The organism is Brevibacterium sp. 'Marine' (genome assembly GCF_012844365.1).
GTDB lineage: Bacteria > Actinomycetota > Actinomycetes > Actinomycetales > Brevibacteriaceae > Brevibacterium.
In genome coordinates this window covers 2,093,772-2,118,763 of record NZ_CP051626.1, presented here as the reverse complement: position 1 = coordinate 2,118,763, position 24,992 = coordinate 2,093,772, and the positions used below count along the sequence as shown (strand labels likewise).

The window sequence follows — 24,992 nt, the reverse complement described above, 5'->3', positions numbered from 1 at the left end:
GCGGGTCGAAAGTGTACACGCCCTGATCGAGATCACCCCGCATGAATTTCGAACCCGCGGGTACGGGGTGCAGGCCGAAATGTGTGTGCTGGCCGATCCGCTGGTACACACCGTGTGGCCGGTCAGGAACGCCCGCCGGTGGGATACGGTGGTGATTGTCAGACCGATCACAGCACCGCCGCGTGATCGAACCACCACCGAGGGGAGCCCCCGTGTTTGATTTCAGAGCCGCAGAGGACGAAGTCGTCGAACTGTGCCGTCAGCTCATCCGCATCGACACCCAGAACTGGGGCGGGAACACAGCGAACCCGGAGCTGCCGGCGGCCGAACTCATCGCATTCTGGCTCGCCGAGGTGGACCTGAAATCCGAAATCGTCGAATCGTCGCCGGGAAGGGCCAACCTCGTCGCCCGTGTGAAGGGCTCCGACCCGGAGGCTCCGGCACTCGTCGTCCACGGCCACACGGACGTCGTTCCGGCCGCGGCCGAGGACTGGAGCGTCGACCCCTTCGAAGGCGTCATCAAGGACGGGCTTCTGTGGGGCCGCGGGGCGGTGGACATGAAGGACATGGACGCGATGATCGTCGCCTCCGTCCGTGCCATGCTCGCCCAAGGGCTCACCCCTCGTCGGGACCTCGTGATCGCCTTCTTCGCCGACGAGGAGGCCGGAGGCAATTACGGCGCCCGCCATATGGTGCGCAACCGTCCCGAGCTGTTCTCCGGAGCCACCGAGGCGATCTCGGAGGTCGGAGGCTACTCCGTGGATGTCCGCGGGCAGCGCGTCTACCTCATCCAGACCGCCGAGAAGGGCTTGGCCTGGCTCAACCTCATCGCCCACGGCACAGCCGGACACGGATCCCAGCGCAATGACGACAACCCGGTCACGCGTCTTGCCGCAGCCATCACCCGGATCGGCAACCACCCGTGGCCCCAGGAGATCCCGCTGGCCACGCGGAAGCTGCTCGAAGGCGTCTCCGAACTCACGGGAATCGAATTCACGGCAGAGACGATCCCGCAGCTGCTCGCCGAACTCGGTTCGGTCGAGAAGTTCGTGGCACCGACCCTGCAGAACACCTCCAATCCGTCATTCCTCGACGCCGGTTACAAACACAACGTCATCCCCGGCACCGCGACCGCTTATGTCGACTGCCGGACTCTGCCGGGTCAGCATGAGGACGTCATGCTCAAGATCAAGGAACTCGCGGGAGAGGGCATCGACATCTCCGCCGAGGATGAGGGCGAGGCCCTCGAGTCGCCGTTCGACACCCCGCTGGTCGCGCAGATGCGCAAGAGCCTCCTCGCCGATGATCCGAGCGCGAACGTCCTGCCCTACACTCTCTCCGGGGGCACGGACAACAAGTCGATGGCCGAACTCGGCATCACCGGCTACGGTTTCGCCCCGCTCCAACTCACCGGCGACCTCGACTTTCCGGCTATGTTCCACGGCGTCGACGAGAGAGTGCCGATCTCGGCGCTCAAGTTCGGGACGCGGGTCCTCGGCGACTTCCTGATGAGGGCCTGAGCGCTGATGAGAGTCTGACCGCTGATGACGGTCCGACCGGCACCGGCAGCACGGTCACGACGATCCCGACGAGCACTCCGACGGCGCTGAGCACCGTGATCAGCGTGACATCGGAGCCGGGAATCGGCAGCAGTGCATCGAGTGCCAGTGCCCCGACCAAATTCCCGAAGAGGGCGAACAGGCTGAGCAGCAGCACGCCCAGCCTCGCCACGGTCACCGTGGTCAGAGCGATGAAGACCACCCCGAAGGCTCCGCCGAGGAGGGTCCACCACTGATCCGGTGCGGTCGGGAATCCGCGCCAGGCAACGCCGGTCATGAGCAGGACGACCGTGCCGATGCCGAGTGCTGCGAAACCGACGGTGAAGTTCACCGTGGTCGCGACCACCGCCGATTCGGTGGCGGCACGGATATGGCCGTTGAACGCCTGCTGCACACTGGTCAGTGCCCCGGAGACGAACGGAAGCAGGGGAGTCCACAGAGGTATACCCGAATGCAGGCGGTCACCGGCGGCGAAGGTCAGAGACGCGAGCACGATGAGCACGCCGAGGATGCGAAGCACATTCAGACGCTGTCGCCCTCCCGGCGGCAGTTCGGTGGAATCGACGATGAGTCCGCCGGTGACCTGACCGGAGACGAAGGCCATCGTAAATATAGCCACTCCCAGCAGGGGAATGGTCGTGGCCTGCGCGATGACGACGAGCCCGCCGCTCAAGCCCCCGAGGAGCATCCACCAGGGAAGGCTGCGGTCACGCAGCAGTCCGAAGAGCCGGCGGGCGGAGGCTCGAGAGCGGGCCGAGACCGCCAAGGCGATGCCGACGCAGAGGAGTCCGACGAGGAATGAGATGAGTGCGGCGAAGACGGCGTGGCCGAGCACCTGACCGAGCAGCCCGTTCGCCCGACCCTGCAGGGACATCGCCGCCCCCGCTGCGATCGTGACGAGGCCGGCGGTGAGGACCGGGACGAGGGAGGGAGACCTCAACCGATCAGTTGCTGACCGCCAGCGGCATGATCTTGCGGCGCAGCCACACGGTGCGGACTCCGCCGACGGAGATGCGGGTGCGGGCGAGCTCCCACTGTCCGTATTCCGCCTGGTCGTTGAGTTCCTGCAGGCTGACCGACCGCGGCACATCCCGGGAGAACGAGACTTTCCGGAACTCGTAGGTCATACGTGGACGCTGACGTTTCATAGCCTCACCCTAGACGATCTGGGCTAATCTTGACGGTATGCCCGTCATCGTTCTGCTGCGGCACGGTCTCTCCAGCGCCAACGTCTCCGGAATCCTGGCCGGACGCGCGCCCGGCGTGTCCCTCACCGATGAGGGAACACGGGCGCTGCGGGCCAACCTCGAGCTGCTGCCGCACCGGCATTTCGCCCAGCTTCTGCATTCGCCCCTGCAACGCTGCGAACAGACCGCGACCATCGCGGCGGAGGCAGCCCGATTCGAGCGCATCGACGTCGCCGATGCCGTCATCGAACTCGACTACGGCGAGTGGACGGGCCGATCGCTCACAGAGCTTGGGGAGGAGCCCCTGTGGGCGACCGTGGTGAAGACGGCGTCGCAGGCCAGGTTCCCCGGAGGGGAATCCATCACCGAGGCGGCCGAGCGCTCGACTGCCCGCGTCCGTGACCTCGTGGCTCAGCTGCGCGAAGAGGAGCGTGCCGATGCGGAACTCGAGTCCGCCGCGGATTCCGGAACCGACGCGGGGAAGTCGGCGCCGCCTCGGTGGGCGATGATTGTCTCCCACGGAGACATCATCAAGGCGATCATCGCCGATGCGCTGGGAATGCCGCTGGACGATTTCCAACGGCTGAGCGTCGCTCCCGGGTCGTTCACGGTCATCGACTTCTCCGGTGACAAGCCGGTGCTCGCCGCGATGTCGGTGACAGCCGCCGGACTCGCCCAGTCGGCCGCGGTCGGCGGCGGCGGAATGCGCTGATCCCGGCACTCGTGGGCGAATGCCGGGATCAGGGTCTGTCGCAACAGGTCGCGATGTCGACTCAGACTGCGGCGAGGACTCCCGTGCCGAGCAGGATGTAGAGGACGATGCCCAAAGCCACGCGGTACCAGACGAAGATGGCGAACGACTTCGTCTCCACATACTTGAGGAACCAGTGGATGACGACGAGGCCGAGAGCGAAGGAGATGACCGTGGCCAGTATCGTCGGTCCCCAGCCGAGCACCATGGCCTCACTGCGACCGAGCGTCTGCGCCACGCCGTAGAGGCCCGACCCGACGACAGCGGGAATGGCGAGCAGGAACGAGTAGCGGGCCGCGGAGGGACGATCGAAGCCCATGAACCGGCCGGCCATGATCGTACCGCCGGAGCGTGACACGCCGGGGATGACGGCGAGCGCCTGAGCAAAACCGAACAGGATGCCCTGACCCCAGTTCATATCCTCGAGGGTGCGTTCGCGTTTCCCTGCCCAGTCGGCGAGGCCGATGATGAGACCGAAGACGATGAGCATCGTCGCCGTGATCCAGAGGCTGCGCAGAGCACCCTCGATGTAGTCCTGGAAGAGCAGGCCGATGATGACGATGGGGATCGAGCCGACGATGATGAGCCAACCCAGGCGCACCTCGGGGTCCTTGCGATCATGCTTGCCGACGAGTGCTTTGCACCATTTCGAGATGATCGTGACGATATCGCGCCAGAAGTAGACGACGACGGCCGCCTCGGTGCCGATCTGGATGATGGCGGTGAAGAACGCACCCGGATCGGACCCCGGAAGCATGAGTTCGCCGACGATGCGCACATGCGCCGACGACGAGATCGGGAGGAACTCGGTGAGTGCCTGAACGATTCCGAGCACGGCGGCGACCAGCCAGTCGTACATACGACTCCTTGAGATTATGAGGTGGGAACGAAACCACGGTAGTCGCAGCATCAGGTAACCTCAAGAAGCATGAAGCACCAACGCCTCGGCACCACCGGTCTGGAAATCAGCGATGTGGGTCTCGGGACCTTCGAGTGGGGGCACCGGGTCGATGACCAGGTCGCCCAGCTCCTCGTCGACAGCTACATCGACGCAGGTGGCAACCTCATCGAGCTGCCGAGCTCGGCCACAGCCTCCGCAGAGGTGCTCGGGCGGCTGAGACTTCCCGAAGAGATTCTGCTGCTGTCCCGAGTGGGCGTGTCCATGAGTGAGCCCGACCACATCGAGGTCGGGCTCGGGCGTTCGAGAATCCTCAGCCAGGTCGACACGCTCCTGCGCACGGTGGGACGCGATCACCTCGATGTACTCGTCCTCGATGTCTTCGACGCCGAAGTCGACCGTGCCGAGACCGCCTCGGCCGTTGAGACGCTGCTCACGCTGGGGAAGGTCCGCTACGTCGGGGTGTCCCACCACACCGGGTGGCAGCTGGCGGAGATGCGCGGAGCCGGAATTCCGGTGGCCTGCGCCGTCGCCGAATACTCGCTGCTCAACCGCGAGGCCGAAGCAGAGCTCATTCCCGCGGCCGACTATGCGGGAGTCTCACTCATCGCCGGAGCGGGACTGGGCCGCGGAGTGCTCACCGACAAATACCGGAACGCGACTCCGCAGGATTCCCGCCTGGCGGGGGAGCTGAGCGACTACGCCGGTGCCTATCTCGACGAGCGCTCGAACCGGGTACTCGCAGGCGTCCGTCGTGCCGCGACCGCGTTGGGTGTGTCGACAGTCGACATCGCCTTGGCCTTCAACCGGCAGCACGGAATCGCGAGCACTCTGGTCTCGCCCCGCACTCCGGCACAGCTGGCCGAGGTCACCGGCAGCGAGGTCGAACTGGCCGCGGAGATCGCCGAGGTGCTCGACCAGATCTCATGGAGTCCGTCCGCCTAGAGACTCGGCTCGGGTCCTGTCGGGTCCTGCGCGAGATTCTCGAGCTTCTCAGTCATCCTCGTCGTCATCGTCGAGGACGAACTCGTCATCGTCCTTGGCATCCTCGACATCATCGAAGAGCTCGAACGGGGTGACTTCGTCGAACGCAGTGTAGATCGCGTCTTCGTAGATTTCGAAGGCATCGGCCAAAGCCATATAAGCGGCTTCGACTCGGGGGTCTTGGTCACCGTTGCGGTGTGCGGATGCAGCGTAGTGCTCTCTCACTGCTTCGAGGAATGCGTCCAGGGCCTCACGAGGATCAGTGCTCATGACTCAAATGTATCCCAGGCCGGACCGACATGTAAGTCTTTGAACTAGGCTGAAGACATGGCAGCTCTGTACGACCACCCCACGCCCGATCGTTTCGTCGTCGGCACAATCGGACTTCCCGGCGAGAGGACATTCCTCCTCCAAGCGAAGTCCGGCACCGCGCTCACGACGGTGGTCGTCGAGAAGGAACAGGTCGAGATCCTCTCCGACCGGATCACCGAACTGCTCGACATGGTGATGATCAAGGACCCGGCCGCTCGGGTGCCGCAGACGGCGCTCGACGATCTCATCGACAACGCCGGGCTCAACGTTCCCATCGAACCGGAGTTCCGTGTCGGCACGATGAGCCTGGGCTGGGACACCGTCAAACACGAACTCGTGATCGAGTGCTTCGAACTCACCGAGGCGGACGCCCAGGCCGGAACCTCTGCCGACCCCGATGACGACGAGGTCGAACGAGAGGTCCTGCGCATCGTCCTCGACGCCGCGGCCGCCCGCGAGTTCGCCCGGCGCGGCGAACAGGTCGTCAGTGCCGGACGCGGAGACTGTCCGTTCTGCTCCCTTCCGCTCGAACCCGACGGCCACCTGTGCCCCCGTGCCAACGGGATCCCACGCGCCTGATCGGTGATGGACCACGGGTTTGTCCTCGACGCACTGTCTGCGGGGGACTGGACGGAGATGGGAGCGATCCCACGCGCCAGCAATGACACCCGACTGCTCGTGCTCGAACACGAGGGCCGGGCGATCAAGGCCGTCTACAAACCCATCTCCGGCGAACGGCCCCTGATCGACTTCCCAGAGCAGACCCTGGCCCTGCGCGAGGTCGCCGCCTACCGGCTGTCGTCCACGCTCGATCTGGGAGTGGTCCCGCCGACGGTGCTGCGCGACGACCTGCCGGCCGGTCGCGGATCCCTGCAGGCCTACGTCGAAGCCTCCGACGATGACGAAGCGGTGACCCTGTCGACGGTCAACGCGATCCCCGTCGACCACACCCCGATCTTCGCGCTGCGCACCGAAGACGGCCGCGACCTCGTGCTCTCCCACTCCGTCGACGGTGCCCTGCGCACCATCGCCTTCTTCGACCTGCTGGCCAACAACGCCGACCGCAAAGCCGGTCATGTCATCACCGGCAGCACGCTGCCGAGCACCGCCGCGGCCGACATCGGCGTCTTCGGCATCGACAACGGACTGACCTTCCACCAGGAGGAGAAGCTGCGCACCGTGCTGTGGGGTTTCTCTCGCACCTCGTTCTGCGCCGAAGAGATCGATGCTCTGCAGGAAGTCGCCGCCATGGACGAAACGCTGCGGACGCAGCTGAGCGACTGCCTGTCGGCCGACGAGATCCAGGCCCTCAAACACCGGGCGAACCGGCTTCTCGCCGCCGAGTTCTTCCCCGAAGCACCGGATGATCGCACCGTCATTCCCTGGCCGCCGATCTGAAACCGGCATCACGTCAACCCGGAAGTGCCGAACGCCTGCCTCTCGGTTAGGCTGGGTGCCGTGAAGTCATGGCCCGAACCTCAACTGCCCCGTCTGACCAGCACCGGCAAGGTGCCTACGGTGTTCGATACGAGCACCCGCAGCCCGCGTAGGTTGCGCGGATCCGAGCAGACCGCTCGACTCTACGTCTGCGGCATCACCCCCTATGATGCGACGCACCTCGGGCACGCCTCCACCTATGTCGCCTTCGATCTGCTCAACCGGATCTGGCGCGATGCGGGACTCGAGGTCGACTATGCACAGAACACCACTGATGTCGACGACCCGCTGCTGGAGCGCGCCGACGCCACGGGAGTCGACTGGCGCGAACTCGCCGCCTCCCAGATCGAGCTCTTCCGTGAGGATATGGAAGCCCTGCGGGTGCTTCCGCCGGCCAGCTTCATCGGCGTCGTCGAATCCGTCGACGAGATCGCCGCCGGAGTCCGCGATCTCGTGGACAGGGGAGCCGCCTACACCCTCGACAACGGTGACGTCTACTACCGGGTGTCGACGCAGATCACCCCACCGTTCGGCACCGTCAGCCATGACGATGCCGAAACCATGGCCGCGCTGTCGGCCGAACGCGGCGGAGACCCCGAGACTCCGGGCAAAGACAACCCCATCGACCCGCTGCTGTGGCGGGCCGAACGCGAAGGCGAACCGTCCTGGGACGGCGGAGCACTGGGTCGGGGACGACCGGGATGGCATGTCGAATGCACAGTCATCGCCGATCGGTATCTCGGCTTCCCCGTCGATGTGCAGGGAGGCGGCAGCGACCTCATCTTCCCGCACCACGAGATGAGCGCCGCCCATGCAGCTGCCTGGCGGGACACGCCGATGGCGAAGACCTATATGCACACCGGAATGGTGGGCCTCGACGGCGAGAAGATGAGCAAGTCCAAAGGCAACCTCGTCCTCGTCTCGAAGCTGCGCGAGCGTGGAGTCGATCCCATGGCCATCCGCACCGTGATCCTGTCCAACCACTACCGCAGCGACTGGAGCTTCACCGAAGAGCAGCTGTCCATCGCCGAGGCACGCCTCCAGTCATGGAGGCACGCGGCCAAATGCGAATCCGAATGTCGCCAGGGTCTGCGCGAGCACATCATCGGTCTGCTGCGGGAAGCACTCACCGATGACCTCGACAGCCCGCGGGCTCTGGGGATCCTCGACGAGTGGGCCGAACACTATGCGGACTCCGAACCCTCGGAGACAGCGGGCATCACCGGCGACCGAGTCGCCGACGCCGTCGACGCCCTCCTGGGCATCCGTCTGCTGGACTGACACCGTTCGGCGTCGACCGCCTGACCACCGAATGACTGTGGTTCACTTATCGCGGCCGCGTTTGCGCAGATAGCGTTCGAACTCGGCCGCGATGGCGTCTCCGCTGGCCTCCGGCAGGTCCGCCGAATCGTTCTGCTTCTCCAGCGCCTTGACGAGCTCTGCCAGCCGCGGGTTGAACGAGACGAGTTCGTCGGCGCCGAGCTCCCAGGCCCGGCTCTCCTCTTCGAGCACATGGATGTCGATCTCGATGCCGACATAGCGCTCGACCGCCTTCGCCAGAGCGAGCTCGGCCTTCGGCGACGGAGACTCGGCGAGATAGTCCGGCACGCCCACCCACAGGTTGATCGCCCTGATTCCGCGCCAGCGGCACGCGACTCCGAGCAGCCCGAGAATGCCGATGGGTCCCTCATACCCGTTGGCGTCGATGCCGAGACCGGACGCGAGTTCAGCGTCCTCCGTGTTGGCCACCACGGGCAGGGGCCGCGTATGCGGAACCTCGGCATGGAGCCCTCCGAGGAGGACGACGGTATCGTCAGCACCGACGTGAGCGAGAATGAGGGTGAGGAACTCCCGCCATTTCAGGCCCGGTTCGTGCCCCTGGATGACCGTGATCGGCAACTCGCCGAGGCGGCCCCGGTGCACCGCGACACCCGGCCAGGCGATCGACGCCGTGCCGGCCTCGTCGCGGATGATCTCGGGTTCGGAGAAGCGGAATTCGTAGAACCCATCGGTGTCGAGGATCTCGGAGTCGTCCAGCTGCCAAACCTCGATGAGATCCTTGGCCAGCGAACTCGCCGCTTCGGAAGCATCGGCATCCTGACCTTCGAAGGCGATGAAGACGAGTGCCCCGGACCCGGATGGAAGAATACTCATGGTTCCAGACTACGCTGGGCCTATGACGAACCACGCATCAGCCGACCCTTCCGCCGTCCTGTGGGACATGGACGGAACCCTCGTCGACACCGAGCCGTATTGGATCCGCGCCGAGACCGAACTCATGAACGCCCACGGGCTGTCCTGGTCGGAAGAGCAGGGGCTCGAATTCGTCGGCAACGAGCTGATCGTCTCCGCCCGAATGATGCGCGAGGCCGGTCTCGACCTGCCCGCCGAGGAGATCGTCGAGACCCTGATGGGCAACGTCATCGGACAGATCCGAGCATCCGTGCCCTTCCGCCCCGGTGCACTGGAGCTGCTGGCCGAACTCAAGGCCGAGGGCATCCCGAACGTCATGGTCACGATGTCCTACCGACCACTGGCCGAGGCGGTCATCTCCAGCTGTCCGCCGAACAGCTTCGCCGGTCTCGTCTCCGGCGACGAGGTATCCGCCGGCAAACCGAACCCCGAGCCGTATCTGCGCGGAGCCGCTCTGCTCGACCTCGACCCGGCCGACTGTGTGGCCCTGGAGGATTCGAAGCCGGGTCTGGCCAGTGCCGAGGCGGCGGGAACCATTGCCATCGGGATCCCGCATTTCGTCGACCTCGAGCCGCGTCCGGGCCGGATCCTGTGGGACAGCCTCGAAGGCCGCGGAGTCGCCGACCTGCGACGTCTGCGCGCTCAGCAGAGCGCCTGAACCCTAAGCCCCGACGATCTTCGTGATCTCCGGGGTCGGGGGAGCGGTATTGCCCCAGGCCGGGCACAGCGGCTTGAACGTGCACCAATTGCACAGCGGTGACTTCTTCGGCCGCCACCGATCCGACTCGGCCGAGGCGATGATGTCCTTCCAGATGGCATCGATCTCGAACTGCGTCTGTTCGACCTCAGCCATCGTCGGGTGGGATTTCAGCACACTGCGCGAACCCAGGTACATCAGCTGCAGAGTGTGCACGAGTTCGCCGGAGAGGCGGTAGACGACGAGAGCGTAGAAGCCCATCTGGAACTTCGCCTCCCGCCCGTACTGAGGTTTCGGCTGCTTGCCCGTCTTGTAGTCGACCAGCCGCCGCTCGCCACCCGGGGCGACGTCGACCCGGTCGATGAAACCGCGCAGTTCGAGACCGTTGTCGAGTTTCGTCCGCACGAACTTCTCCGTCTCCTCCGGTTCGAGATGTTCCGGATACTCGAGAACGAAGTAGGAATCGATGAGCCGACGCGCCGATGTGAAGAACGTCTCCTTCTCGGCGTCGTCCCCGAAGATCTCGAGCACCTCCGGATCCTTCTCGACGAGTTCCTCCCACGCCGGCATGAGCATCGTCTGCGCGAGTTCGGCCGTGCGTTCGCCTGCCGGTGCGGTGAACAGCTTCTCGAGCACCGAATGGACCACCGTGCCGCGGAACGCGGCCTGAGAGGGCGGCTCCGGCAGCTTGTCGATGCTGCGGAAACGGAACTTCAGAGGGCATTGGATGAAGTCGTTGGCCCGCGAGGGCGAGAGACTGGTGAGCTCGGCCATAACTCCACTGTAACGACCTGCACGGACACGACGTGGCGACCAGCGGTCGGAGCGTCGTCGCTGTTAGGCTGAGTAACCGACCCTCAGTGGTCCGCTGACCACGACATCGACCGGAGGAACCCCTTCAATGGCCGCGAAAAACCACCACCCCGGTGCGTCATCGGGTCTGCGCTTGGGCACCGTCCTCGGCGCTCCGGTGATTCTGGCGTGGTCGTGGTTCCTCGCCGCCATCGTCATCACCATCCTCTTCACTCCGTGGCTCAACCAGGTCCGACCGGATCTGGGCATCGGGGCCTGGTTCGTCGCCTTCGCCTACGCCGTGCTCCTCTTCGCCTCCGTCTTCCTCCACGAACTCGCTCACGGCGTCGCCGGTCAGTTCTACGGGCAGAAGGTCGCCGCGATCGAGCTGAACATCTGGGGCGGGTTCACCCGGTTCGAACCGCAGATGGACAACCCGCGTGACAAAGCGGCGATGACGAGCTTCGTCATCTCCATCGTCGGCCCCATCGTCAACATCGTTCTCGCCCTGCTGGGATGGTGGTGCCTCAGTGCCGCCAGCCCCACCTCGGTGCCGTGGCTGCTGCTCATCGCCGTCACCTTCGCCAACGTCGCCCTCGGCGCCATCAACCTGCTGCCGGGCATCCCGCTCGACGGCGGCTGGGCGCTGCAGGCGATCATGTGGCGCATCACCGGGTCACAGTTTCTGGGCACGATCGTGGCCAGCTGGGTCGGCCGCATCATCGCCGTCGGCTTCATCGGCTGGTCGGTGATCACCCCGCTGCTGGCCGGCGATCGACCCGACCCGCTGACCGTCGCCTGGATGTCTCTCATCGCGATCATGCTGTGGTTCTCCGCCGGAGATGCCGCAACCCACGCCAAACGGGCCCGGAAGATGGAGACCTACGACCTCGCCCAGGTCATCCAACCGGCGATCGCCGCCACCTGGGACGCCGACCTGGCCGACACACTCGACTATGCGAACACGCTCGGGAATGCGAAGGAGCGCACACTCATCGTCGTCCTCGATCAGAAGGGTCTGCCGTACGGTCTCGTCGACCGACACGCCGCAGCGGGTCGACTCGCCGAGACCCTGGACGCCGTTCCCGCCGGTGAGGTCGCCCGCCCCCTGGCCGGGTGGATCGGCGTGCCGAAGGACATCACCGCCCCGCACCTGCTCGAATCGCTCACGCACCGACCCAAGGCGCAGTTCAGCCTGGTCATGGACGGCAACACCCTCGTCGGAGTCATCGACCTGCAGGAGTTCTTCGACGAGCTGCTCGCAGCCTGAACCGGTTGTGTGAGGCAATCCTCACCAGCGTAGAGTGGACTCATCATGACTCAGCCACTCCATTCCCGGCCCCCGCGCGTTCTGGGCGCCGGAGAGAAGGTCCAACTCACCGATCCCAAGGGCCGGATGCACACCTTCGTGCTCTCCCCGGGTGAGCACTTCCACACGAACAAGGGCCTCATCAGCCACGATGACATCATCGGGCGCACCGAGGGAATCATCGTCGCGAACTCCGGGGGAATCGACTTCCAGGTCTTCCGCCCGCGCTACGAAGACTTCGTGCTCTCCATGCCCCGTGGCGCCGCAGTCGTCTACCCGAAGGATTCGGGTCTCATCGTCACCCTCGGCGATATCTTCCCCGGCTCAGTCGTCGTCGAAGCCGGCGTCGGATCCGGAGCCCTGTCGATGGCGCTGCTGCGAGCCGTGGGCCCGAACGGATCCGTCCACTCGTTCGAACTGCGTGAGGAGTTCGCGACGATCGCGGCCGGCAACATCGCCGACTTCTTCGACGGCGAACCGGACAATTGGTCGGTCACCGTCGGCGATCTCGCACAGACCCTGCCGCAGACGTTCGGCCCCGGCAGCGTCGACCGCGTCGTCCTCGACATGCTCACCCCCTGGAACACGCTCGAGGCGGTCAGCGAAGCCCTGACACCCGGGGGAATCGTCATCGCCTACGTGGCCACCGTCCCGCAGCTCTCCCGCTTCGTCGAAGCCCTGCGCGCTTCCGGCAAGTTCGCCGAACCCGAGTCCATGGAGGCCATGGTCCGCGGCTGGCATGTCGACGGACTCGCCGTCCGCCCCGACCACCGGATGATCGCCCACACCGGGTTCCTCATCATGGCCCGCCGGATGGCCGATGGCATCAGCCCGCTGGAGAAGAAGAAACGTCCCCAGGGAGCCACCGCGGCCGCCGAGGATGTGGCGGCGTGGACGGAACCGGAAGTCACCGAGGCAGCCATCGGCACCCGCACCGCACACGGGAAGAAGCTGCGCCGGGTGATGCGCGAGGCCGGCAGACGCCTGCGCACCGACCCCGCAGGCTCCGCAGACGCGCAGCCCACAGATGTCACAGACAGCCCGACCAGCAGCACAGGGCCGAAGGAGGATCGATGACAGAGACCACGACCGAAGTGAAGAAGCTGCGCGAGGACACCGCGTCCCTGCGCCAGCAGCTCTACACAGCGGGAAAACGCAATGAGGCACTGTCGAAGACTCTGCGCACGGCCCGTGATGAGCTCGGCAGGATCAAGGAGGAGGCCAGGCGCCTGACCGAGCCGCCGAACAACTGGGGCACACTCATCGCCCTCGGCGAGAACGCGGTGACTGCCGATGTCATCGTCGGCGGTCGCCGGATGCGTGTGGCCGTCGCCCCCGAGGTCGAGCCCGAGAGTCTGCGGGCCGGAGCCGATGTGCTCCTGTCCGAAGGTCTCGTCATCATCGGCACCGGCGACTTCCCGCCCGTGGGATCGGTCGTCAACGTCCGCGAATTCGTCGATTCCCAGCGGATCCTCGTCGGAGCCCCCGGCGATGACGAGCAGGTCTTCACCCTCGCCGCCGATCTCGTCGACGCAGGGCTGCGCGTCGGCGATGCCGTCGTCGTCGACACCCGCACCCATTACGCCCTGCAGGTCGTCGAGAAGCCCGAGGTGTCCTCGCTGCTGCTCGAAGAGGTCCCCGACATCACGTACTCGGACATCGGCGGACTGGCCGACCAGATCGAGCAGATCAAAGATGCCGTCGAACTGCCCTTCGAACATCCCGAGCTCTACACCGAGCACGGACTCAAACCGCCCAAGGGGATTCTGCTCTACGGGCCTCCCGGCTGCGGAAAGACGCTCATCGCGAAGGCCGTGGCGAACTCCCTGGCCGATCGCACCGGGACGGTCCGCACGAGCAAGACCTACTTCCTCAACATCAAAGGCCCGGAGCTGCTGGACAAGTACGTCGGCGAGACCGAACGCCAGCTGCGCCTGATCTTCGCCCGGGCGCGGGAGAAGGCCTCAGCCGGGTTCCCGGTCGTGGTGTTCTTCGATGAGATGGAATCACTGTTCCGCACCCGCGGCACCGGCAAGTCCTCGGACGTGGAGACGACGATCGTCCCGCAGCTGCTCACCGAGATCGACGGCGTCGAACAGCTCGACAACGTCATCGTCATCGGCGCCTCGAACCGTGAGGACCTCATCGACCCCGCGATCCTGCGCCCCGGCCGACTCGATGTGAAGATCCGCATCGAACGCCCCGACGCCGAGGCGGCCCGCGACATCTTCGAGAAGTATCTGACCGCCGAGCTGCCGCTGCACTCGAGCGTGCTCGCCGGTCACGATACGCCCGCCGAGGCGGTCTCGTCACTCATCGACAGCTGCGTCGAACGGATGTTCGCCGAAACCCCGGAGAACGAATTCGTCGAGGTCAGCTACGCCGACGGGTCGAAGGAAGTCCTCCACTTCTCTGCGTTCGCCTCCGGGGCGATGATCCACAACATCGTCGACCGGGCGAAGAAGGCGGCGATCAAGTCGCTGCTCGACACCGGAGAACGCGGTCTGCACCCCGGGCATTTCGAGGATGCGATCGCCGAAGAGTTCAGCGAACACGAGGACCTGCCGAACACGACGAACCCCGACGAATGGGCACGGATCTCCGGGCGCAAGGGCGAACGGGTCACTCATCTGCGGATGATGCACCTCGACACGACCAGGGGAGCCCCGACCGTGCCGTATGAGACCGATATCGCCGAGGTGCGGCCGAATTCCGATCTCGTCTGAATCGGGGCTCAGCGGCTGCGCTTGCGGCGGCCGGAACCACCGGAGACGGCCGTGGCGATGAGACGCCAGCCGACCAGAGTGATGAGATTGAGCGAGGTCGCGACGATCATGAAGCTCACCGGCACCGAACCCGGATCGCCGCCGGCTCCGGTGATTCCGCGCAGGACGAGTCCGACGAGGACGGTGACCGCCCAGACCCCGGTGCCCGTGGCCAGCGGAGCGATCGGCCGATCCCAGACGGCCGTGAGCAGCCAGGCGATGACGAGGGCGGCCACGAACGGCCACGCCGTGGTCATCAGCCCCTGCGGATCGAAATTGTGAGAATGTGTGTAATGACCGACGATCGTGAACAGAACCACGAGGATGAGGTCGACGATCAGTGCGATGGGGAGATGAGATTTCTTCGTTGCCACGTCCCCGAGTCTAGACCGTGGAGGAGAATCAGATGCTCAGAGTCAGACGCGTCATGGGAGCCGAGACGGAGTTCGGCCTCAGCCAGCCCGGCAACCCGCGGGCGAACCCGATGCGGGACTCGGCTCGTGTCGTCGACGCCTATGCCGGTCCGCGCGGACTGAAGTCGTCCCAGAACTTCTGGGACTTCGCCACCGAGTCTCCGCTGGCCGACGCTCGCGGCTTCTTCATGAACATCGCCGATGCGGACGTCTCGCAGCTGACCCATCTCCCGCAGGACGATGTCGAAGCCCAGTACCTGGCGAACGTCGTCACGGAGAACGGCGCCCGCTACTACGTCGACCACGCTCATCCCGAATACTCCTCCCCGGAAGTGCTCACCCCTCGCGATATCGTCACCTTCGACCGGGCCGGCGACCTCGTCGCCCTCGAATCGGTGCGGACGCTGGAGAAGAGCGCGGAACCGGTCAATCTGTACAAGAACAACACTGATTCCAAGGGAGCCTCCTACGGCACCCATGAGAACTACCTCGTCGACCGGTCCACCGACTTCGGCGACCTCGTGGCCGGCCTCGTCCCCTTCTTCGTCACCCGGCAGATCCTGTGCGGATCGGGACGGGTCGGCATCGGCCGCGAAGGCGAGGGCAAGGGCTTTCAGATCTCATCCCGAGCGGACTTCTTCGAAGCCGAGGTGGGACTCGAGACGACCCTGCGGCGTCCGATCGTCAACACTCGTGACGAACCGCACGCCGATCCCGCGAAGTACCGTCGGCTGCACGTCATCATCGGCGACGCCACCTTGGCGGAGCCCGCCACGTTCGTCCGCTTCGGCTCGACCTCCCTCGTCCTCGGCCTCATCGAAGCGGGGCTGGCACCGCGGATCGAACTCGCCGATGCCCTGCAGTCGCTGTGGGATGTCAGCCACGACCTCAGCCTGACCGCCCCGCTGCCGCTGACCGACGGGACGACGGCAACGGCGCTCGAGATCCAAGAGGCCTTCTATTCAGCCTGCCTCGAACACGCGGATCCCGATGATGCCGAGACGAGTCAGGTGCTCGCCGAATGGCGCCGATTCCTCGACGGTCTCTCGACCGACCCGAGGACTCTGGTCGACTCCATCGACTGGGTCGCCAAATGGGTCCTGCTCGAGGGCTACCGCTCCCGTGAGGGAATCGACTGGGACCATCCGAAGCTGGCCCTCATCGACGTCCAGTACCACGATGTGCGCCCGGAGAAAGGGCTCTTCCACAAGCTCGAACGTGCCGGGCGCATCCGGCGGCTGACCACCGACGCCGAAGTCGAAGCCGCCGTGACCAACGCTCCCGACGGGACCCGCGCATTCCTGCGCTCCGTGGCGGTCAGCCGCCTCGGGGACGATCTGGTGGCCGCGAGCTGGGATTCGCTCGTGGTCAACGCGGAATCCCTCGGGGTGGTGCGTCTGCCCATGCACGAACCTCTCAAAGGCACCCGGGAGCTGCTCGCCGATCGGGTAGAGGGAATCGCGACCGCCGAGGGCCTGCTGAAGGCACTCGGAGTCGATAGACTGAATTCGAAGAACGACTGAAGGAGTGTGAGATGAGCTCGCAGGAACAGGTCCAGAGAGACAAATCGTCCGGTGGGGGAGATGCACCCGTCGATCCGCCGGAGGCCGTGCAGGGACAGATCAACACTCAGAACGTCGATTCCATCCTCGACGAGATCGACGGTGTGCTCGAGTCGAACGCGGAGGAGTTCGTCAAGAACTTCGTGCAGAAGGGCGGCCAATGAGATGGCAGGATTCCCTCCTGCATTCTTGAGTTCGACGAGCAACTCCTTCGTCGAACTCGCCCGCTCCCTGGCGCCCGAAGCGCTGCCGCACCCCGGAGCCCGGGATCTGGCCGAACAGTCCCCGGAGGGCACGACCATCATCTGCTTCCGCACGGCCAGCGGAATCCTCATGGCCGGTGACCGGAGAGCGACCATCGGCAACCTCATCGCCTCGCATTCGATGGAGAAGGTCAAAGCAGCCGACGACTACTCCGTCATCGGCATCGCCGGCACCGCCGGGGTCGCACTCGACCTCATCCGGCTCTTCCAACTCGAGCTCGAACACTACGAGAAGATCGAAGGCGCCCGTCTCTCGCTCAACGGCAAAGCCAACCGCTTGGCTGCGATGCTGCGCGGAAACCTCGGCCTGGCGATGCAGGGACTCACCGTCGTCCCGATGTTCGCCGGAGTCGACGACTCCACACGACAGGGCCAGATCTTCAGCTTCGACGTCACCGGCGGAAAGTACGAAGAGCACCGATTCCATTCCATCGGGTCCGGTTCCCGTTTCGCCCGCGGGGCGCTGAAGAAGCTGTGGAGGGCCGACCTCGACACACCCTCGGCGATCTCCGTGGCCGTCGAGGCTCTCTTCGACGCCTCCGACGACGACTCGGCGACGGGCGGACCGGATTTCGTCCGGCAGATCGCCCCGACGATCGTCACCGTCGACCTCGAGAACGGGGTCACCGAGGTCGATTCGGCCACCGTCTTGGACACCGCCACCGAGGTCGTCGACCGCCGCACGGCCAGCGCCCGGTGATGAGTGCGGCACAGTCACCGCGAAAGGATCGTCGATGAGTCAGGCACCGTTCTACGTCTCGCCCGAGCAGCTGATGAAGGACCGGGCCGACTTCGCCCGCAAGGGCATCGCCCGCGGTCGGTCCGTCGTCGTCATGCGCTTCGACGCAGGCATCCTGCTGCTGGCGGAGAACCCGTCACCGACGCTGCACAAGATCGCTGAGATCTACGACCGGATCGGCTTCGCCGCCGTCGGCAAATACAACGAATTCGAGACCCTGCGGCAGGCCGGCGTCCGCTACGCCGACCTGCGCGGATACTCCTACGACCGCACCGACGTCACCGCTCGCGGGCTGACGAATGCGTACGCGCAGACCCTGGCCGGAGTCTTCACCACCGAGTCGAAGCCCTTCGAGGTCGAACTCGTCGTCGCCGAACTCGGACTCGCACCGGAGACCGACCAGCTCTACCGGCTCAGCTACGACGGATCCGTCATCGACGAGACCGAACATGTGGCCATCGGCGGCCAAGCCGATGCGATCACGGCATCCCTGGCCAGGGTGCGCAGCTCGCAGATGACACTGCGCGAGGTGTTCAACCACGGTGTGACCGCGTTGGGTGCCGCGAGCCAGGCGATCGTGGCCACCGACGCACTCGAGGCCGCCGTCCTCGACCGCACGACGACCAAGCAGCGCACGTTCCGCCGCCTCGACGATGCGGCGATGAGCGCACTGCGGGAGGACTGAATGGCACGCATCTACGGGCTCGAAACCGAATACGGACTCGCCCACACCGCCGACCCCGAGGGTCGGCGCATCGGCCCCGAGGAGATCGCCCGCTATCTCTTCCGCCCAGTGGTCGAATGGGGCAGGTCGTCGAACGTGTTCCTGCCCAACGGGTCGCGCCTCTACCTCGACGTCGGCTCCCACCCGGAGTACGCGACCGCCGAATGCGATGACTTGGGCGACCTGCTCGCTCAGGATCGGGCCGGCGAAGGTCTGATGATCGACCTGCTGGACAAGGCGCAGGCCGCCCTCGACGCCGACGGCATCGGCGGACGTGTGCACATGGTCAAGAACAACACGGATGCGGCTGGCAACTCCTACGGGTCGCACGAGAACTTCCTCATCCGCCGCACCCTGGACTTCAACCGGCTGACCACGGTGCTGCTGCCCTTCCTCGTCACCCGGCAGCTGCTCGTCGGGGCCGGAGCCGTGATTCCGCGCCGTTCGGCCTTCACCCCCGACGAGGAAGCCGACCGGTCGGAGATGATGTTCGGCCTCTCCGGCCGATCCGATGTCATGTGGGAGGGACTGTCGTCGGCGACGACACGGTCGCGTCCGATCATCAACGCCCGCGACGAACCGCACGCCGATGCGGAGAAGTACCGGCGGCTGCACGTCATCGTCGGTGATTCCTCGATGTCGACGGCCACCTCGGCGCTCAAGATCGGATCCGCGGTGCTCATGCTCGACCTCATCGAACAGGGGGCGCGGATCCCGGAGAACGGGCTGCGCCACCCGGTGCGCGATATCCGCCTCGTCGCCCGCGATCTCACGGGACGGGTCGTGCTCGAACGCACGGACGGAACCACGACGACGCCGCTGGGACTGCTCGCCGACTACCGGGACCGGGCACAGCGGATCGTGGAATCAGGGGAGCACAGCCTCGGCGACGACGAACTCGCCCGCTACATCATCGACCTGTGGACGCGGATGCTCACCGCCGTCGAAGCGCAGGACTTCTCGACCGTGGACACGGAGATCGACTGGGTGATGAAACGCACCCTCATCGAACGGTCCATGCAGCGCGGAATCACCGATATCGCCGATGCGCGCATCCACCGCCTCGACATCGCCTTCCATGACATCACACCCGCAACGGGGCTGTTTCCCAAGCTCGAAGCCGCCGGAATGGCGAAGAGCCTCGTCCCCGCCGAGGCGGCCGAACGAGCGAAGGACACGCCCCCGGCGAGCACGCGGGCGGCGATCCGCGGCGAATTCGTCCGCGCAGCCCATGCCGCCCGACGCGACTACACCGTCGACTGGGTGCACCTGCGTCTCAACGACGAATCCGGTCGAGCAGTCGCACTCAAGGACCCGTTCGCCACGACGCACCCGCAGGCGGAAACACTCATCGCGGGCCTGTAAGATCGCCCTGTGATCCGGTCTGGCCCCTATCCGGGCACGGCCTTCGCGTGACGAAAGGAAACCAGTGCGCACCAAAGTGCTCAGCGCCATCGCGGCGGGCCTGTTGCTGCTCTCGGCCTGCGGGCAGGGTGATGAGTCCGAGGACTCGACCACACCTCCGCCGTCGGTGGCCGCTCAGGACGCGAAGTCGACCAGCCTCGACGACATCACCGTCGACGGCAAGATCGGGAAGAAGCCCGAGGTCAGCTTCGAGGCACCGCTGGTCATGGACAAGACCGAGAGGAAAGTGCTCACAAAGGGCACCGGCGACAAGATCGCCGACGGCGAACAGGTCACGGCACAGATGACGCTGGTCTCCGGCACGACCGGCAAGACCGTCGAATCCAGCTACGACTCGGACGCCGCAGCCGGTTTCCCCATGGACAAGTCCCAGATCTCCGAAGACCTCTACAACGCACTCATCGACGTCAAGGTCGGATCACGCGTGATGATGTCGCTCAACGGCAGCGCCCAGCAGGGCGAAGCCTCACAGACGCTCGTCTACGTCATCGACATCGAGGACGCGAAGAAGCCGCTGACCCGGGCGCAGGGCAAGAAGGCCGATCAGTCGGACAACCCCGTCACCGTGAAGTGGGGCGACGACGGTGCACCGTCGATCTCGAAGCCGAAGGGCAAGAAGCCGACCGAACTTGAGACCTACACGACGATCGAAGGCGAAGGCGACGAGGTCAAGAAGGGCCAGAGCGTCGCCGTGAAGTACTCCGGCTGGCTCTGGGACGACACGTCGAAGACCTTCGACTCGAACTGGAAGAAGGGCGGACAGCCCTTCGTCGTCGCCCCGGTCGGCGAGGCTCAGGTCATCGACGGCTGGAACGAGGGACTCGTCGGGCAGAAGGTCGGCGACCAAGTCGTCCTCGTCGTCCCGCCGGACAAGGGGTACGGCGAACAGGGCAATGATTCGATCCCGGGGAACTCGACCCTGATCTTCGTCGTCGACATCCTCTCGGCCCAGGGCTGAGAACCGGTCCGATATCTCACCAGAACCGACACCAGGAGGAACACATGAGCAAGCAGAAGCCCGAAGTCGATTTCCCCGGCGGCGACGCCCCGACCGAGCTCATCATCACCGATGATGTCATCGGCACCGGCGCCGAGGCGGGACCCGGCGACACCGTGAGCGTGCACTACGTCGGAGTCGCCTATTCCACGGGCGAGGAGTTCGACGCCTCGTACAACCGCGGCACCCCGCTGGAGTTCCGTCTCGGATCCGGAATGGTCATCTCCGGCTGGGACCAGGGCATCCAGGGGATGAAGGTCGGCGGACGCCGTACCCTGCAGATCCCGCCGCACCTGGCGTACGGCGACCAGGGCGCCGGCGGAGTCATCCAGCCCGGCGAGTCGCTCATCTTCGTGTGCGACCTCGAGAACGTCCGCTGAGCATCAGCAATAGGATCAGCACGCGCTGACTCTGCGTGAAACGGCTGTGGCCGGGTTCGTCGGAACCCGGCCACAGCCGTCTTTCCCGACGCGGAGGGGAATTCTGCGAAGAGCGGCGGTTGCCTGTGTGTTCGCCGCGCTCAGCTGTGGACGAGCCGGGCGGCGCAGCGTCCAGCGGCGGCCGCGGCGAGGAACGATGCGGCATCGGCCGGCAGCTTCCTGCCCATCGTCGACAGACGTACAGGTGAGACACGCAGCGCATCCCACAGTCCCGTCAGATCGACGTCGACGAGTTCATGCATCTGGAGTCGAGACAGCTGCTCGGCCACGGTCGCGGTCACGACTTCGGGATCCGGGTCCATCTCGGCTCGCTCCGCCTCGGTGAGGGTGGAGAAGTCGGGCACCGGCACGGTCATCCCCGGTCGAGCGATCTCAGTCAACGGCGTCAGCGAATGATGGGAGATGCCGAAATGACGGCCGCGGGCGTCGGCATTCGACATCCGCAGCAGGCCGATCGGGCGCCCACCGAGCAGGGCTGCGGCATTGAGGTGCTCTCCGGTGACCAGGCCCGAATAGCCGTACTTCGTGCCGGTGCCGAGGTTCCCGGGACCCTGTGCGACGATGGCGATGTCGGCGTCCATCACGTGCTTGGCCGCGAGCAGTCCCGTATGGATCGTCACCGCTTCGAGGTCTCCGCCCCAGGCCTGCCCGGTGCTGATCACCCCCGTCAGCCATTTCGCGTCCTTGAGTCCGGCGACGGCCTGCGAGAACGGGGACGGCAGAGCCGCACCATCGCTGAGCACATAAGCCACCGACAGTGATGGGTCGACGACGCGGATACCGGCGATCGCTGCGGGCAGAGCCGAATGCAGATCGGCGACGATCACGGGCATGCCGTCGAGGTGCTCCGCCTCGGCGAGAGTGGCGTGATGCTGCGATTCCTGATCGTCGACGCCGAGGACCATCGTCTGCAACGGTGAATAGCGGTCCTTGACGAGATGGCCCGGACCGTCCGGAGGATCGGTCGGCAGCGCTTCGGGCAGGGCGACGATGAGCCCGAACCCTCCGGTGCCCAGCCTCTTCGCCAGAGCCGAGACATTGACGATGACGGTGTCCTGGTTCTGCGGCTGCCCGACGGCATCGGTGTAGGCGATCGCCCGGATGGATCTCACATCAGTTCCCGGCACAGCCTCGTGCAGGTCGACGTCGAGCTCTGTGTATCCTGGCCGGGTGGAGCGAATCGCTGCGACGATTCCTTTGCGCCAATGAATCATGGTCCCAAGACTATCGCCCGGCCTAGGTTACGGTGGAATCGTGAATACACCCCGCACCAGCAGACAGAGACAGCAGACCGAACGTCTGATGAATCTGCTGATCGCCCTCCGCGCTTCCCGCGGCTGGGTGTCGCGCAAGACGCTGATGAGCGCCATCGACGGCTATTCCGGGCTCGACGAGGTCGCCTTCGACCGCAAGTTCTCCCGCGACAAGGAGCTGCTGCGACACATGGGCATCACCATCGCAACCCGAGCCGAACACGATGCCTACGGTGATGTGGGGGAGACGGGCTATCGGATCTCCACCGCCGACTATGCGATGGGCGACGTCGACCTCACTCCCGCCGAGGTGGCCGCTGTGACCGTGGCCGCCGCATTCTGGTCCGAGACCGAGCTCGGGGCATCCTCGTCTCAGGCCCTGACGAAGCTGCGCGCACTCGGCATCGACCTCGACCAGTCCGCCGACGGCCCGGGAAACGTCGATCCGGGCACCGCCGCACACCGGCTGGCCAGCGCGAACTTCGCCACCGCTCTCCATCACATCAATGCCCGCGAAGCCATCGGCTTCCGGTATCACAAACCCGGTCAGAGCGAGAGGAAAGTGAAGCTGGAACCCTATGCGCTGCTCAGCCGCGGCGACCGTGTCTACCTCTTCGGCTTCGACCTCGACCGCGAGGCCCGACGCACCTTCCGGCTCTCCCGCGTCGAAGGTGGGATCGCGAAGCTCAGCGGCCGTGAACCCGGCGACTATGAGATCCCCGAGGACTTCTCCCCGCAGCTGGCGCTGCAGTCGAGTTCCGAGATGGCCGTCGTCGCCGAGGCGAGGCTGCACATCCGTGCTCACCGGGCCGATCCGCTGCGCCGTCGACAGATCCGCAGCGATGGCGACGAGGTGGTCATCGGCTATTCCGATGCCGATGCCCTCGCCGCCGAGATCGTCGGCTTCGGGGACGCCGTGGACGTGGTCGATCCGCCCGAACTCGTGCGCGCCGTCGACCGCAGACGCGAAACGATTCGCCGATCGCTCGACCGTTTGGGAGGCTCCAGTGTCCTCAGCGCGTGAACGGCTCACCCGACTGCTCAGCCTCGTCCCGTACCTCGACGCCCATCCGGGCGCGGATCTCGAAGAGACCGCTGCCTATTTCGGCATCGACTCCGCCACCCTCATCGACGATCTGCAGCTGCTCTTCGTCACCGGTCGACCCGGACATATGCCCGATGACCTCATCGATGCCTCGTGGGAGGGCGGGCAGATCTTCGTCTCCAACGCCGAAGAGGTCTCCGTGCCCGTGCGGCTCAGCGCCGAGGAGGCCGGAGTCCTCGTACTCGCTCTCGACATGCTCTCGTCCCTGCCAGGGCTCGATTCCGCAGCGGTGGCCACGGCCGCGTCCAAATTGCGCGCAGCTGCAGGAGAGAACCTGCGCACGGCCGTCGACGTCAGTCCCATCGACGCCGACGAGGAGCTCCTGACCGCTCTGCGCAATGCGGTGGAAGAAGGCACGGCGCTGCGGATCGACTATTACGTGGGCTCCCGTGACGAACTCACCACGCGGACCATCGCCCCGACCCGACTCGTCCCCGGTGCTGACTGGTACGTCGATGCGTGGTGCTATTCGGCCGGAGCGCCCCGGCGGTTCGCACTGGGTCGCATCCGGTCCTGGGAATCGGCCGCGCATCCGCCGATGTCGGTCAGCGAGTCGATGACCACCTCATACGAAGTCACCCTCGGTCTTGCGGCCGCGGGAGCATGGCTGGCAGATGAACTCGACGTGACGAATCGGGAGTACCTCGACGGTGGTGACACGAGCGTGCGCATCCGCTTGCTCGTGCATTCTGTGGATTGGCTCAGCCGGTTCCTGCTCTGTCATGCCGATGTCATCACCGAGATCGACGACACCGAAGCCGTTGCGGGCGCCCTGAACAGGCTCGGCTGAGACGAAGGCCGCGTCCGGAAGTGGATGAAAGGCTCAGCCGCAGCGCGTAGACTCTTCCACAGCATCAACAATCCAAGGAGCTCCCCATGAGACCAAGTTTCGTGCAGATCGCGATCGTGATCCTCATCATCGTGATCATCTTCGGCGCACCCAAACTGCCGCAGCTGGCCCGAAGCCTGGGACAGTCGATGAAGATCTTCAAGTCCGAGGTCAAGGATCTGCGCGGCGATGAGGACGAATCCGGCAAGAGCACCGAGCCGGGAGCGCTCAACCAGAACTCCTCGACCGAATCCTCCACGGCCACCGGTGAGACCACTGGCACCGAGGAGTCGCGGCGAGAGAAGCAGGACCCGCAGTCTCACGAGAAGTGAAAGAGAACAGTCAGCGCAAGCCCTCT

Annotated in this window: 28 protein-coding genes; 20 read left to right on the top strand and 8 right to left on the bottom strand. The window is 65.5% G+C overall.

Annotated elements, in window-relative coordinates; translation table 11 throughout:
* The first annotated feature begins 212 nt into the window (after positions 1-212).
* Positions 213-1,520: a M20/M25/M40 family metallo-hydrolase gene (locus HF684_RS09615; protein ID WP_169252286.1), complete on the top strand. Its 1,308-nt coding sequence runs from the start codon at positions 213-215 to the stop codon at positions 1,518-1,520.
* On the opposite strand, the gene HF684_RS09610 is transcribed toward HF684_RS09615, so the two are convergent.
* Together HF684_RS09610 and HF684_RS09605 are read right to left on the bottom strand one after the other, a co-directional pair.
* Positions 1,474-2,499, bottom strand: a complete 1,026-nt coding sequence (locus HF684_RS09610; RefSeq protein ID WP_169252285.1) for a DMT family transporter — start codon at positions 2,497-2,499, stop codon at positions 1,474-1,476. The two genes, HF684_RS09615 and HF684_RS09610, sit on opposite strands and share 47 nt — an antisense overlap.
* 4 nt (positions 2,500-2,503) lie before the next feature.
* Positions 2,504-2,707, bottom strand: a complete 204-nt coding sequence (locus tag HF684_RS09605) for a DUF5703 family protein (protein WP_248278864.1) — start codon at positions 2,705-2,707, stop codon at positions 2,504-2,506.
* Positions 2,708-2,744: 37 nt separating this feature from the next.
* Between HF684_RS09605 and HF684_RS09600 the strand changes: the two genes are divergently transcribed.
* The gene (locus HF684_RS09600) at positions 2,745-3,458 is read left to right on the top strand and encodes a histidine phosphatase family protein (RefSeq protein WP_169252284.1); all 714 of its coding nucleotides are present in this window, start codon (positions 2,745-2,747) and stop codon (positions 3,456-3,458) included.
* A gap of 61 nt (positions 3,459-3,519) precedes the next feature.
* Here the strand turns inward: HF684_RS09600 and HF684_RS09595 are convergent, their stop codons facing one another.
* Complete coding sequence (locus tag HF684_RS09595) at positions 3,520-4,356, bottom strand: undecaprenyl-diphosphate phosphatase (RefSeq protein WP_169252283.1); 837 nt, start codon at positions 4,354-4,356, stop codon at positions 3,520-3,522.
* A gap of 69 nt (positions 4,357-4,425) precedes the next feature.
* Here HF684_RS09595 and HF684_RS09590 point away from each other — a divergent pair, with 69 nt between their 5' ends.
* Entirely contained in the window at positions 4,426-5,340 is a 915-nt protein-coding gene (locus tag HF684_RS09590) for an aldo/keto reductase (protein WP_169252282.1), read from the top strand.
* A 48-nt stretch (positions 5,341-5,388) separates the two neighbouring features.
* Here the strand turns inward: HF684_RS09590 and HF684_RS09585 are convergent, their stop codons facing one another.
* A complete protein-coding gene (locus HF684_RS09585) occupies positions 5,389-5,649 on the bottom strand; it encodes a hypothetical protein (RefSeq protein ID WP_152346427.1) in 261 nt (86 codons plus the stop codon).
* A gap of 57 nt (positions 5,650-5,706) precedes the next feature.
* Here HF684_RS09585 and HF684_RS09580 point away from each other — a divergent pair, with 57 nt between their 5' ends.
* From HF684_RS09580 to mshC, 3 genes are read left to right on the top strand one after another with little or no spacing between them, the layout of a single operon-like run.
* A complete protein-coding gene (locus tag HF684_RS09580) occupies positions 5,707-6,270 on the top strand; it encodes a DUF3090 family protein (protein WP_025778382.1) in 564 nt (187 codons plus the stop codon).
* A 6-nt stretch (positions 6,271-6,276) separates the two neighbouring features.
* Positions 6,277-7,089: an SCO1664 family protein gene (locus HF684_RS09575; protein ID WP_169252281.1), complete on the top strand. Its 813-nt coding sequence runs from the start codon at positions 6,277-6,279 to the stop codon at positions 7,087-7,089.
* Between the two features lie 60 nt (positions 7,090-7,149).
* Positions 7,150-8,409 (top strand): cysteine--1-D-myo-inosityl 2-amino-2-deoxy-alpha-D-glucopyranoside ligase, encoded by a 1,260-nt coding sequence (mshC, locus tag HF684_RS09570; RefSeq protein WP_169252280.1) that lies wholly within the window; start codon positions 7,150-7,152, stop codon positions 8,407-8,409.
* 42 nt (positions 8,410-8,451) lie between these two features.
* Here mshC and HF684_RS09565 read toward each other — a convergent pair whose 3' ends face one another.
* Entirely contained in the window at positions 8,452-9,282 is an 831-nt protein-coding gene (locus HF684_RS09565) for a PAC2 family protein (RefSeq protein WP_169252279.1), read from the bottom strand.
* A gap of 22 nt (positions 9,283-9,304) precedes the next feature.
* Between HF684_RS09565 and HF684_RS09560 the strand changes: the two genes are divergently transcribed.
* Positions 9,305-9,979 (top strand): HAD family phosphatase, encoded by a 675-nt coding sequence (locus HF684_RS09560; protein ID WP_169252278.1) that lies wholly within the window; start codon positions 9,305-9,307, stop codon positions 9,977-9,979.
* Between the two features lie 3 nt (positions 9,980-9,982).
* On the opposite strand, the gene HF684_RS09555 is transcribed toward HF684_RS09560, so the two are convergent.
* Positions 9,983-10,792, bottom strand: coding sequence for a PD-(D/E)XK nuclease family protein (locus HF684_RS09555; protein ID WP_169252277.1), 810 nt, complete (start codon positions 10,790-10,792; stop codon positions 9,983-9,985).
* A 127-nt stretch (positions 10,793-10,919) separates the two neighbouring features.
* Here HF684_RS09555 and HF684_RS09550 point away from each other — a divergent pair, with 127 nt between their 5' ends.
* The 3 genes from HF684_RS09550 to arc are packed head-to-tail and all read left to right on the top strand — an operon-like array spanning position 10,920 to position 14,845.
* Positions 10,920-12,080, top strand: coding sequence for a site-2 protease family protein (locus tag HF684_RS09550; RefSeq protein WP_169252276.1), 1,161 nt, complete (start codon positions 10,920-10,922; stop codon positions 12,078-12,080).
* A 45-nt stretch (positions 12,081-12,125) separates the two neighbouring features.
* The gene (locus HF684_RS09545; protein WP_169252275.1) at positions 12,126-13,196 is read left to right on the top strand and encodes a tRNA (adenine-N1)-methyltransferase; all 1,071 of its coding nucleotides are present in this window, start codon (positions 12,126-12,128) and stop codon (positions 13,194-13,196) included.
* A complete protein-coding gene (gene arc, locus HF684_RS09540) occupies positions 13,193-14,845 on the top strand; it encodes a proteasome ATPase (RefSeq protein ID WP_169252274.1) in 1,653 nt (550 codons plus the stop codon). The genes HF684_RS09545 and arc overlap by 4 nt, the downstream gene beginning before the upstream one ends.
* Positions 14,846-14,853: 8 nt before the next feature.
* Here the strand turns inward: arc and HF684_RS09535 are convergent, their stop codons facing one another.
* The gene (locus HF684_RS09535; RefSeq protein ID WP_169252273.1) at positions 14,854-15,258 is read right to left on the bottom strand and encodes a DUF3054 domain-containing protein; all 405 of its coding nucleotides are present in this window, start codon (positions 15,256-15,258) and stop codon (positions 14,854-14,856) included.
* Between the two features lie 32 nt (positions 15,259-15,290).
* On the opposite strand from HF684_RS09535, the gene dop reads away from it, so the two are divergent.
* The 7 genes from dop to HF684_RS09500 all read left to right on the top strand — a co-directional run bounded on the left by dop (position 15,291) and on the right by HF684_RS09500 (position 21,387).
* The gene (gene dop / locus HF684_RS09530; RefSeq protein WP_169252272.1) at positions 15,291-16,820 is read left to right on the top strand and encodes a depupylase/deamidase Dop; all 1,530 of its coding nucleotides are present in this window, start codon (positions 15,291-15,293) and stop codon (positions 16,818-16,820) included.
* Positions 16,821-16,831: 11 nt separating this feature from the next.
* A complete protein-coding gene (locus HF684_RS09525; protein ID WP_025778371.1) occupies positions 16,832-17,023 on the top strand; it encodes a ubiquitin-like protein Pup in 192 nt (63 codons plus the stop codon).
* Between the two features lies 1 nt (position 17,024).
* On the top strand, positions 17,025-17,822 hold the full coding sequence (prcB, locus tag HF684_RS09520; protein ID WP_169252271.1) for a proteasome subunit beta: 798 nt from the start codon (positions 17,025-17,027) through the stop codon (positions 17,820-17,822).
* A 34-nt stretch (positions 17,823-17,856) separates the two neighbouring features.
* Complete coding sequence (gene prcA / locus HF684_RS09515; RefSeq protein WP_169252270.1) at positions 17,857-18,546, top strand: proteasome subunit alpha; 690 nt, start codon at positions 17,857-17,859, stop codon at positions 18,544-18,546.
* A complete protein-coding gene (gene pafA, locus HF684_RS09510) occupies positions 18,547-19,950 on the top strand; it encodes a Pup--protein ligase (RefSeq protein ID WP_169252269.1) in 1,404 nt (467 codons plus the stop codon).
* 64 nt (positions 19,951-20,014) lie between these two features.
* The gene (locus HF684_RS09505; RefSeq protein WP_248278863.1) at positions 20,015-20,968 is read left to right on the top strand and encodes an FKBP-type peptidyl-prolyl cis-trans isomerase; all 954 of its coding nucleotides are present in this window, start codon (positions 20,015-20,017) and stop codon (positions 20,966-20,968) included.
* A 44-nt stretch (positions 20,969-21,012) separates the two neighbouring features.
* The gene (locus HF684_RS09500; protein ID WP_152346442.1) at positions 21,013-21,387 is read left to right on the top strand and encodes an FKBP-type peptidyl-prolyl cis-trans isomerase; all 375 of its coding nucleotides are present in this window, start codon (positions 21,013-21,015) and stop codon (positions 21,385-21,387) included.
* 140 nt (positions 21,388-21,527) lie between these two features.
* On the opposite strand, the gene HF684_RS09495 is transcribed toward HF684_RS09500, so the two are convergent.
* Positions 21,528-22,661: a DUF3866 family protein gene (locus HF684_RS09495; RefSeq protein ID WP_169252268.1), complete on the bottom strand. Its 1,134-nt coding sequence runs from the start codon at positions 22,659-22,661 to the stop codon at positions 21,528-21,530.
* Between the two features lie 40 nt (positions 22,662-22,701).
* On the opposite strand from HF684_RS09495, the gene HF684_RS09490 reads away from it, so the two are divergent.
* The 3 genes from HF684_RS09490 to tatA all read left to right on the top strand — a co-directional run bounded on the left by HF684_RS09490 (position 22,702) and on the right by tatA (position 24,966).
* Positions 22,702-23,724 carry a WYL domain-containing protein gene (locus tag HF684_RS09490; protein ID WP_248278862.1) on the top strand — a complete coding sequence of 341 codons (1,023 nt, stop codon included), beginning with the start codon at positions 22,702-22,704 and terminating at the stop codon, positions 23,722-23,724.
* Positions 23,708-24,595 carry a WYL domain-containing protein gene (locus HF684_RS09485; protein ID WP_169252267.1) on the top strand — a complete coding sequence of 296 codons (888 nt, stop codon included), beginning with the start codon at positions 23,708-23,710 and terminating at the stop codon, positions 24,593-24,595. Before HF684_RS09490 ends, HF684_RS09485 begins: the two co-directional genes overlap by 17 nt.
* A gap of 86 nt (positions 24,596-24,681) precedes the next feature.
* Complete coding sequence (gene tatA, locus HF684_RS09480; RefSeq protein ID WP_169252266.1) at positions 24,682-24,966, top strand: Sec-independent protein translocase subunit TatA; 285 nt, start codon at positions 24,682-24,684, stop codon at positions 24,964-24,966.
* The last annotated feature ends 26 nt before the right edge of the window (positions 24,967-24,992 follow it).

What these genes read in the sequence shown, in the direction of transcription:
- arc (WP_169252274.1), top strand. Translation starts at nt 13,193, where the DNA reads ATGACAGAGACCACGACCGAAGTGAAGAAGCTGCGCGAGGACACCGCG.
- HF684_RS09600 (WP_169252284.1), top strand. Translation starts at nt 2,745, where the DNA reads ATGCCCGTCATCGTTCTGCTGCGGCACGGTCTCTCCAGCGCCAACGTC.
- prcA (WP_169252270.1), top strand. Translation starts at nt 17,857, where the DNA reads ATGAGTCAGGCACCGTTCTACGTCTCGCCCGAGCAGCTGATGAAGGAC.
- prcB (WP_169252271.1), top strand. Translation starts at nt 17,025, where the DNA reads ATGGCAGGATTCCCTCCTGCATTCTTGAGTTCGACGAGCAACTCCTTC.
- HF684_RS09555 (WP_169252277.1), bottom strand. Translation starts at nt 10,792, where the DNA reads ATGGCCGAGCTCACCAGTCTCTCGCCCTCGCGGGCCAACGACTTCATC.
- HF684_RS09590 (WP_169252282.1), top strand. Translation starts at nt 4,426, where the DNA reads ATGAAGCACCAACGCCTCGGCACCACCGGTCTGGAAATCAGCGATGTG.
- HF684_RS09575 (WP_169252281.1), top strand. Translation starts at nt 6,277, where the DNA reads ATGGACCACGGGTTTGTCCTCGACGCACTGTCTGCGGGGGACTGGACG.
- HF684_RS09580 (WP_025778382.1), top strand. Translation starts at nt 5,707, where the DNA reads ATGGCAGCTCTGTACGACCACCCCACGCCCGATCGTTTCGTCGTCGGC.
- HF684_RS09500 (WP_152346442.1), top strand. Translation starts at nt 21,013, where the DNA reads ATGAGCAAGCAGAAGCCCGAAGTCGATTTCCCCGGCGGCGACGCCCCG.
- HF684_RS09525 (WP_025778371.1), top strand. Translation starts at nt 16,832, where the DNA reads ATGAGCTCGCAGGAACAGGTCCAGAGAGACAAATCGTCCGGTGGGGGA.
- pafA (WP_169252269.1), top strand. Translation starts at nt 18,547, where the DNA reads ATGGCACGCATCTACGGGCTCGAAACCGAATACGGACTCGCCCACACC.
- tatA (WP_169252266.1), top strand. Translation starts at nt 24,682, where the DNA reads ATGAGACCAAGTTTCGTGCAGATCGCGATCGTGATCCTCATCATCGTG.
- HF684_RS09560 (WP_169252278.1), top strand. Translation starts at nt 9,305, where the DNA reads ATGACGAACCACGCATCAGCCGACCCTTCCGCCGTCCTGTGGGACATG.
- HF684_RS09565 (WP_169252279.1), bottom strand. Translation starts at nt 9,282, where the DNA reads ATGAGTATTCTTCCATCCGGGTCCGGGGCACTCGTCTTCATCGCCTTC.
- HF684_RS09605 (WP_248278864.1), bottom strand. Translation starts at nt 2,707, where the DNA reads ATGAAACGTCAGCGTCCACGTATGACCTACGAGTTCCGGAAAGTCTCG.
- HF684_RS09495 (WP_169252268.1), bottom strand. Translation starts at nt 22,661, where the DNA reads ATGATTCATTGGCGCAAAGGAATCGTCGCAGCGATTCGCTCCACCCGG.
- HF684_RS09585 (WP_152346427.1), bottom strand. Translation starts at nt 5,649, where the DNA reads ATGAGCACTGATCCTCGTGAGGCCCTGGACGCATTCCTCGAAGCAGTG.
- dop (WP_169252272.1), top strand. Translation starts at nt 15,291, where the DNA reads ATGCTCAGAGTCAGACGCGTCATGGGAGCCGAGACGGAGTTCGGCCTC.
- HF684_RS09545 (WP_169252275.1), top strand. Translation starts at nt 12,126, where the DNA reads ATGACTCAGCCACTCCATTCCCGGCCCCCGCGCGTTCTGGGCGCCGGA.
- HF684_RS09550 (WP_169252276.1), top strand. Translation starts at nt 10,920, where the DNA reads ATGGCCGCGAAAAACCACCACCCCGGTGCGTCATCGGGTCTGCGCTTG.
- HF684_RS09595 (WP_169252283.1), bottom strand. Translation starts at nt 4,356, where the DNA reads ATGTACGACTGGCTGGTCGCCGCCGTGCTCGGAATCGTTCAGGCACTC.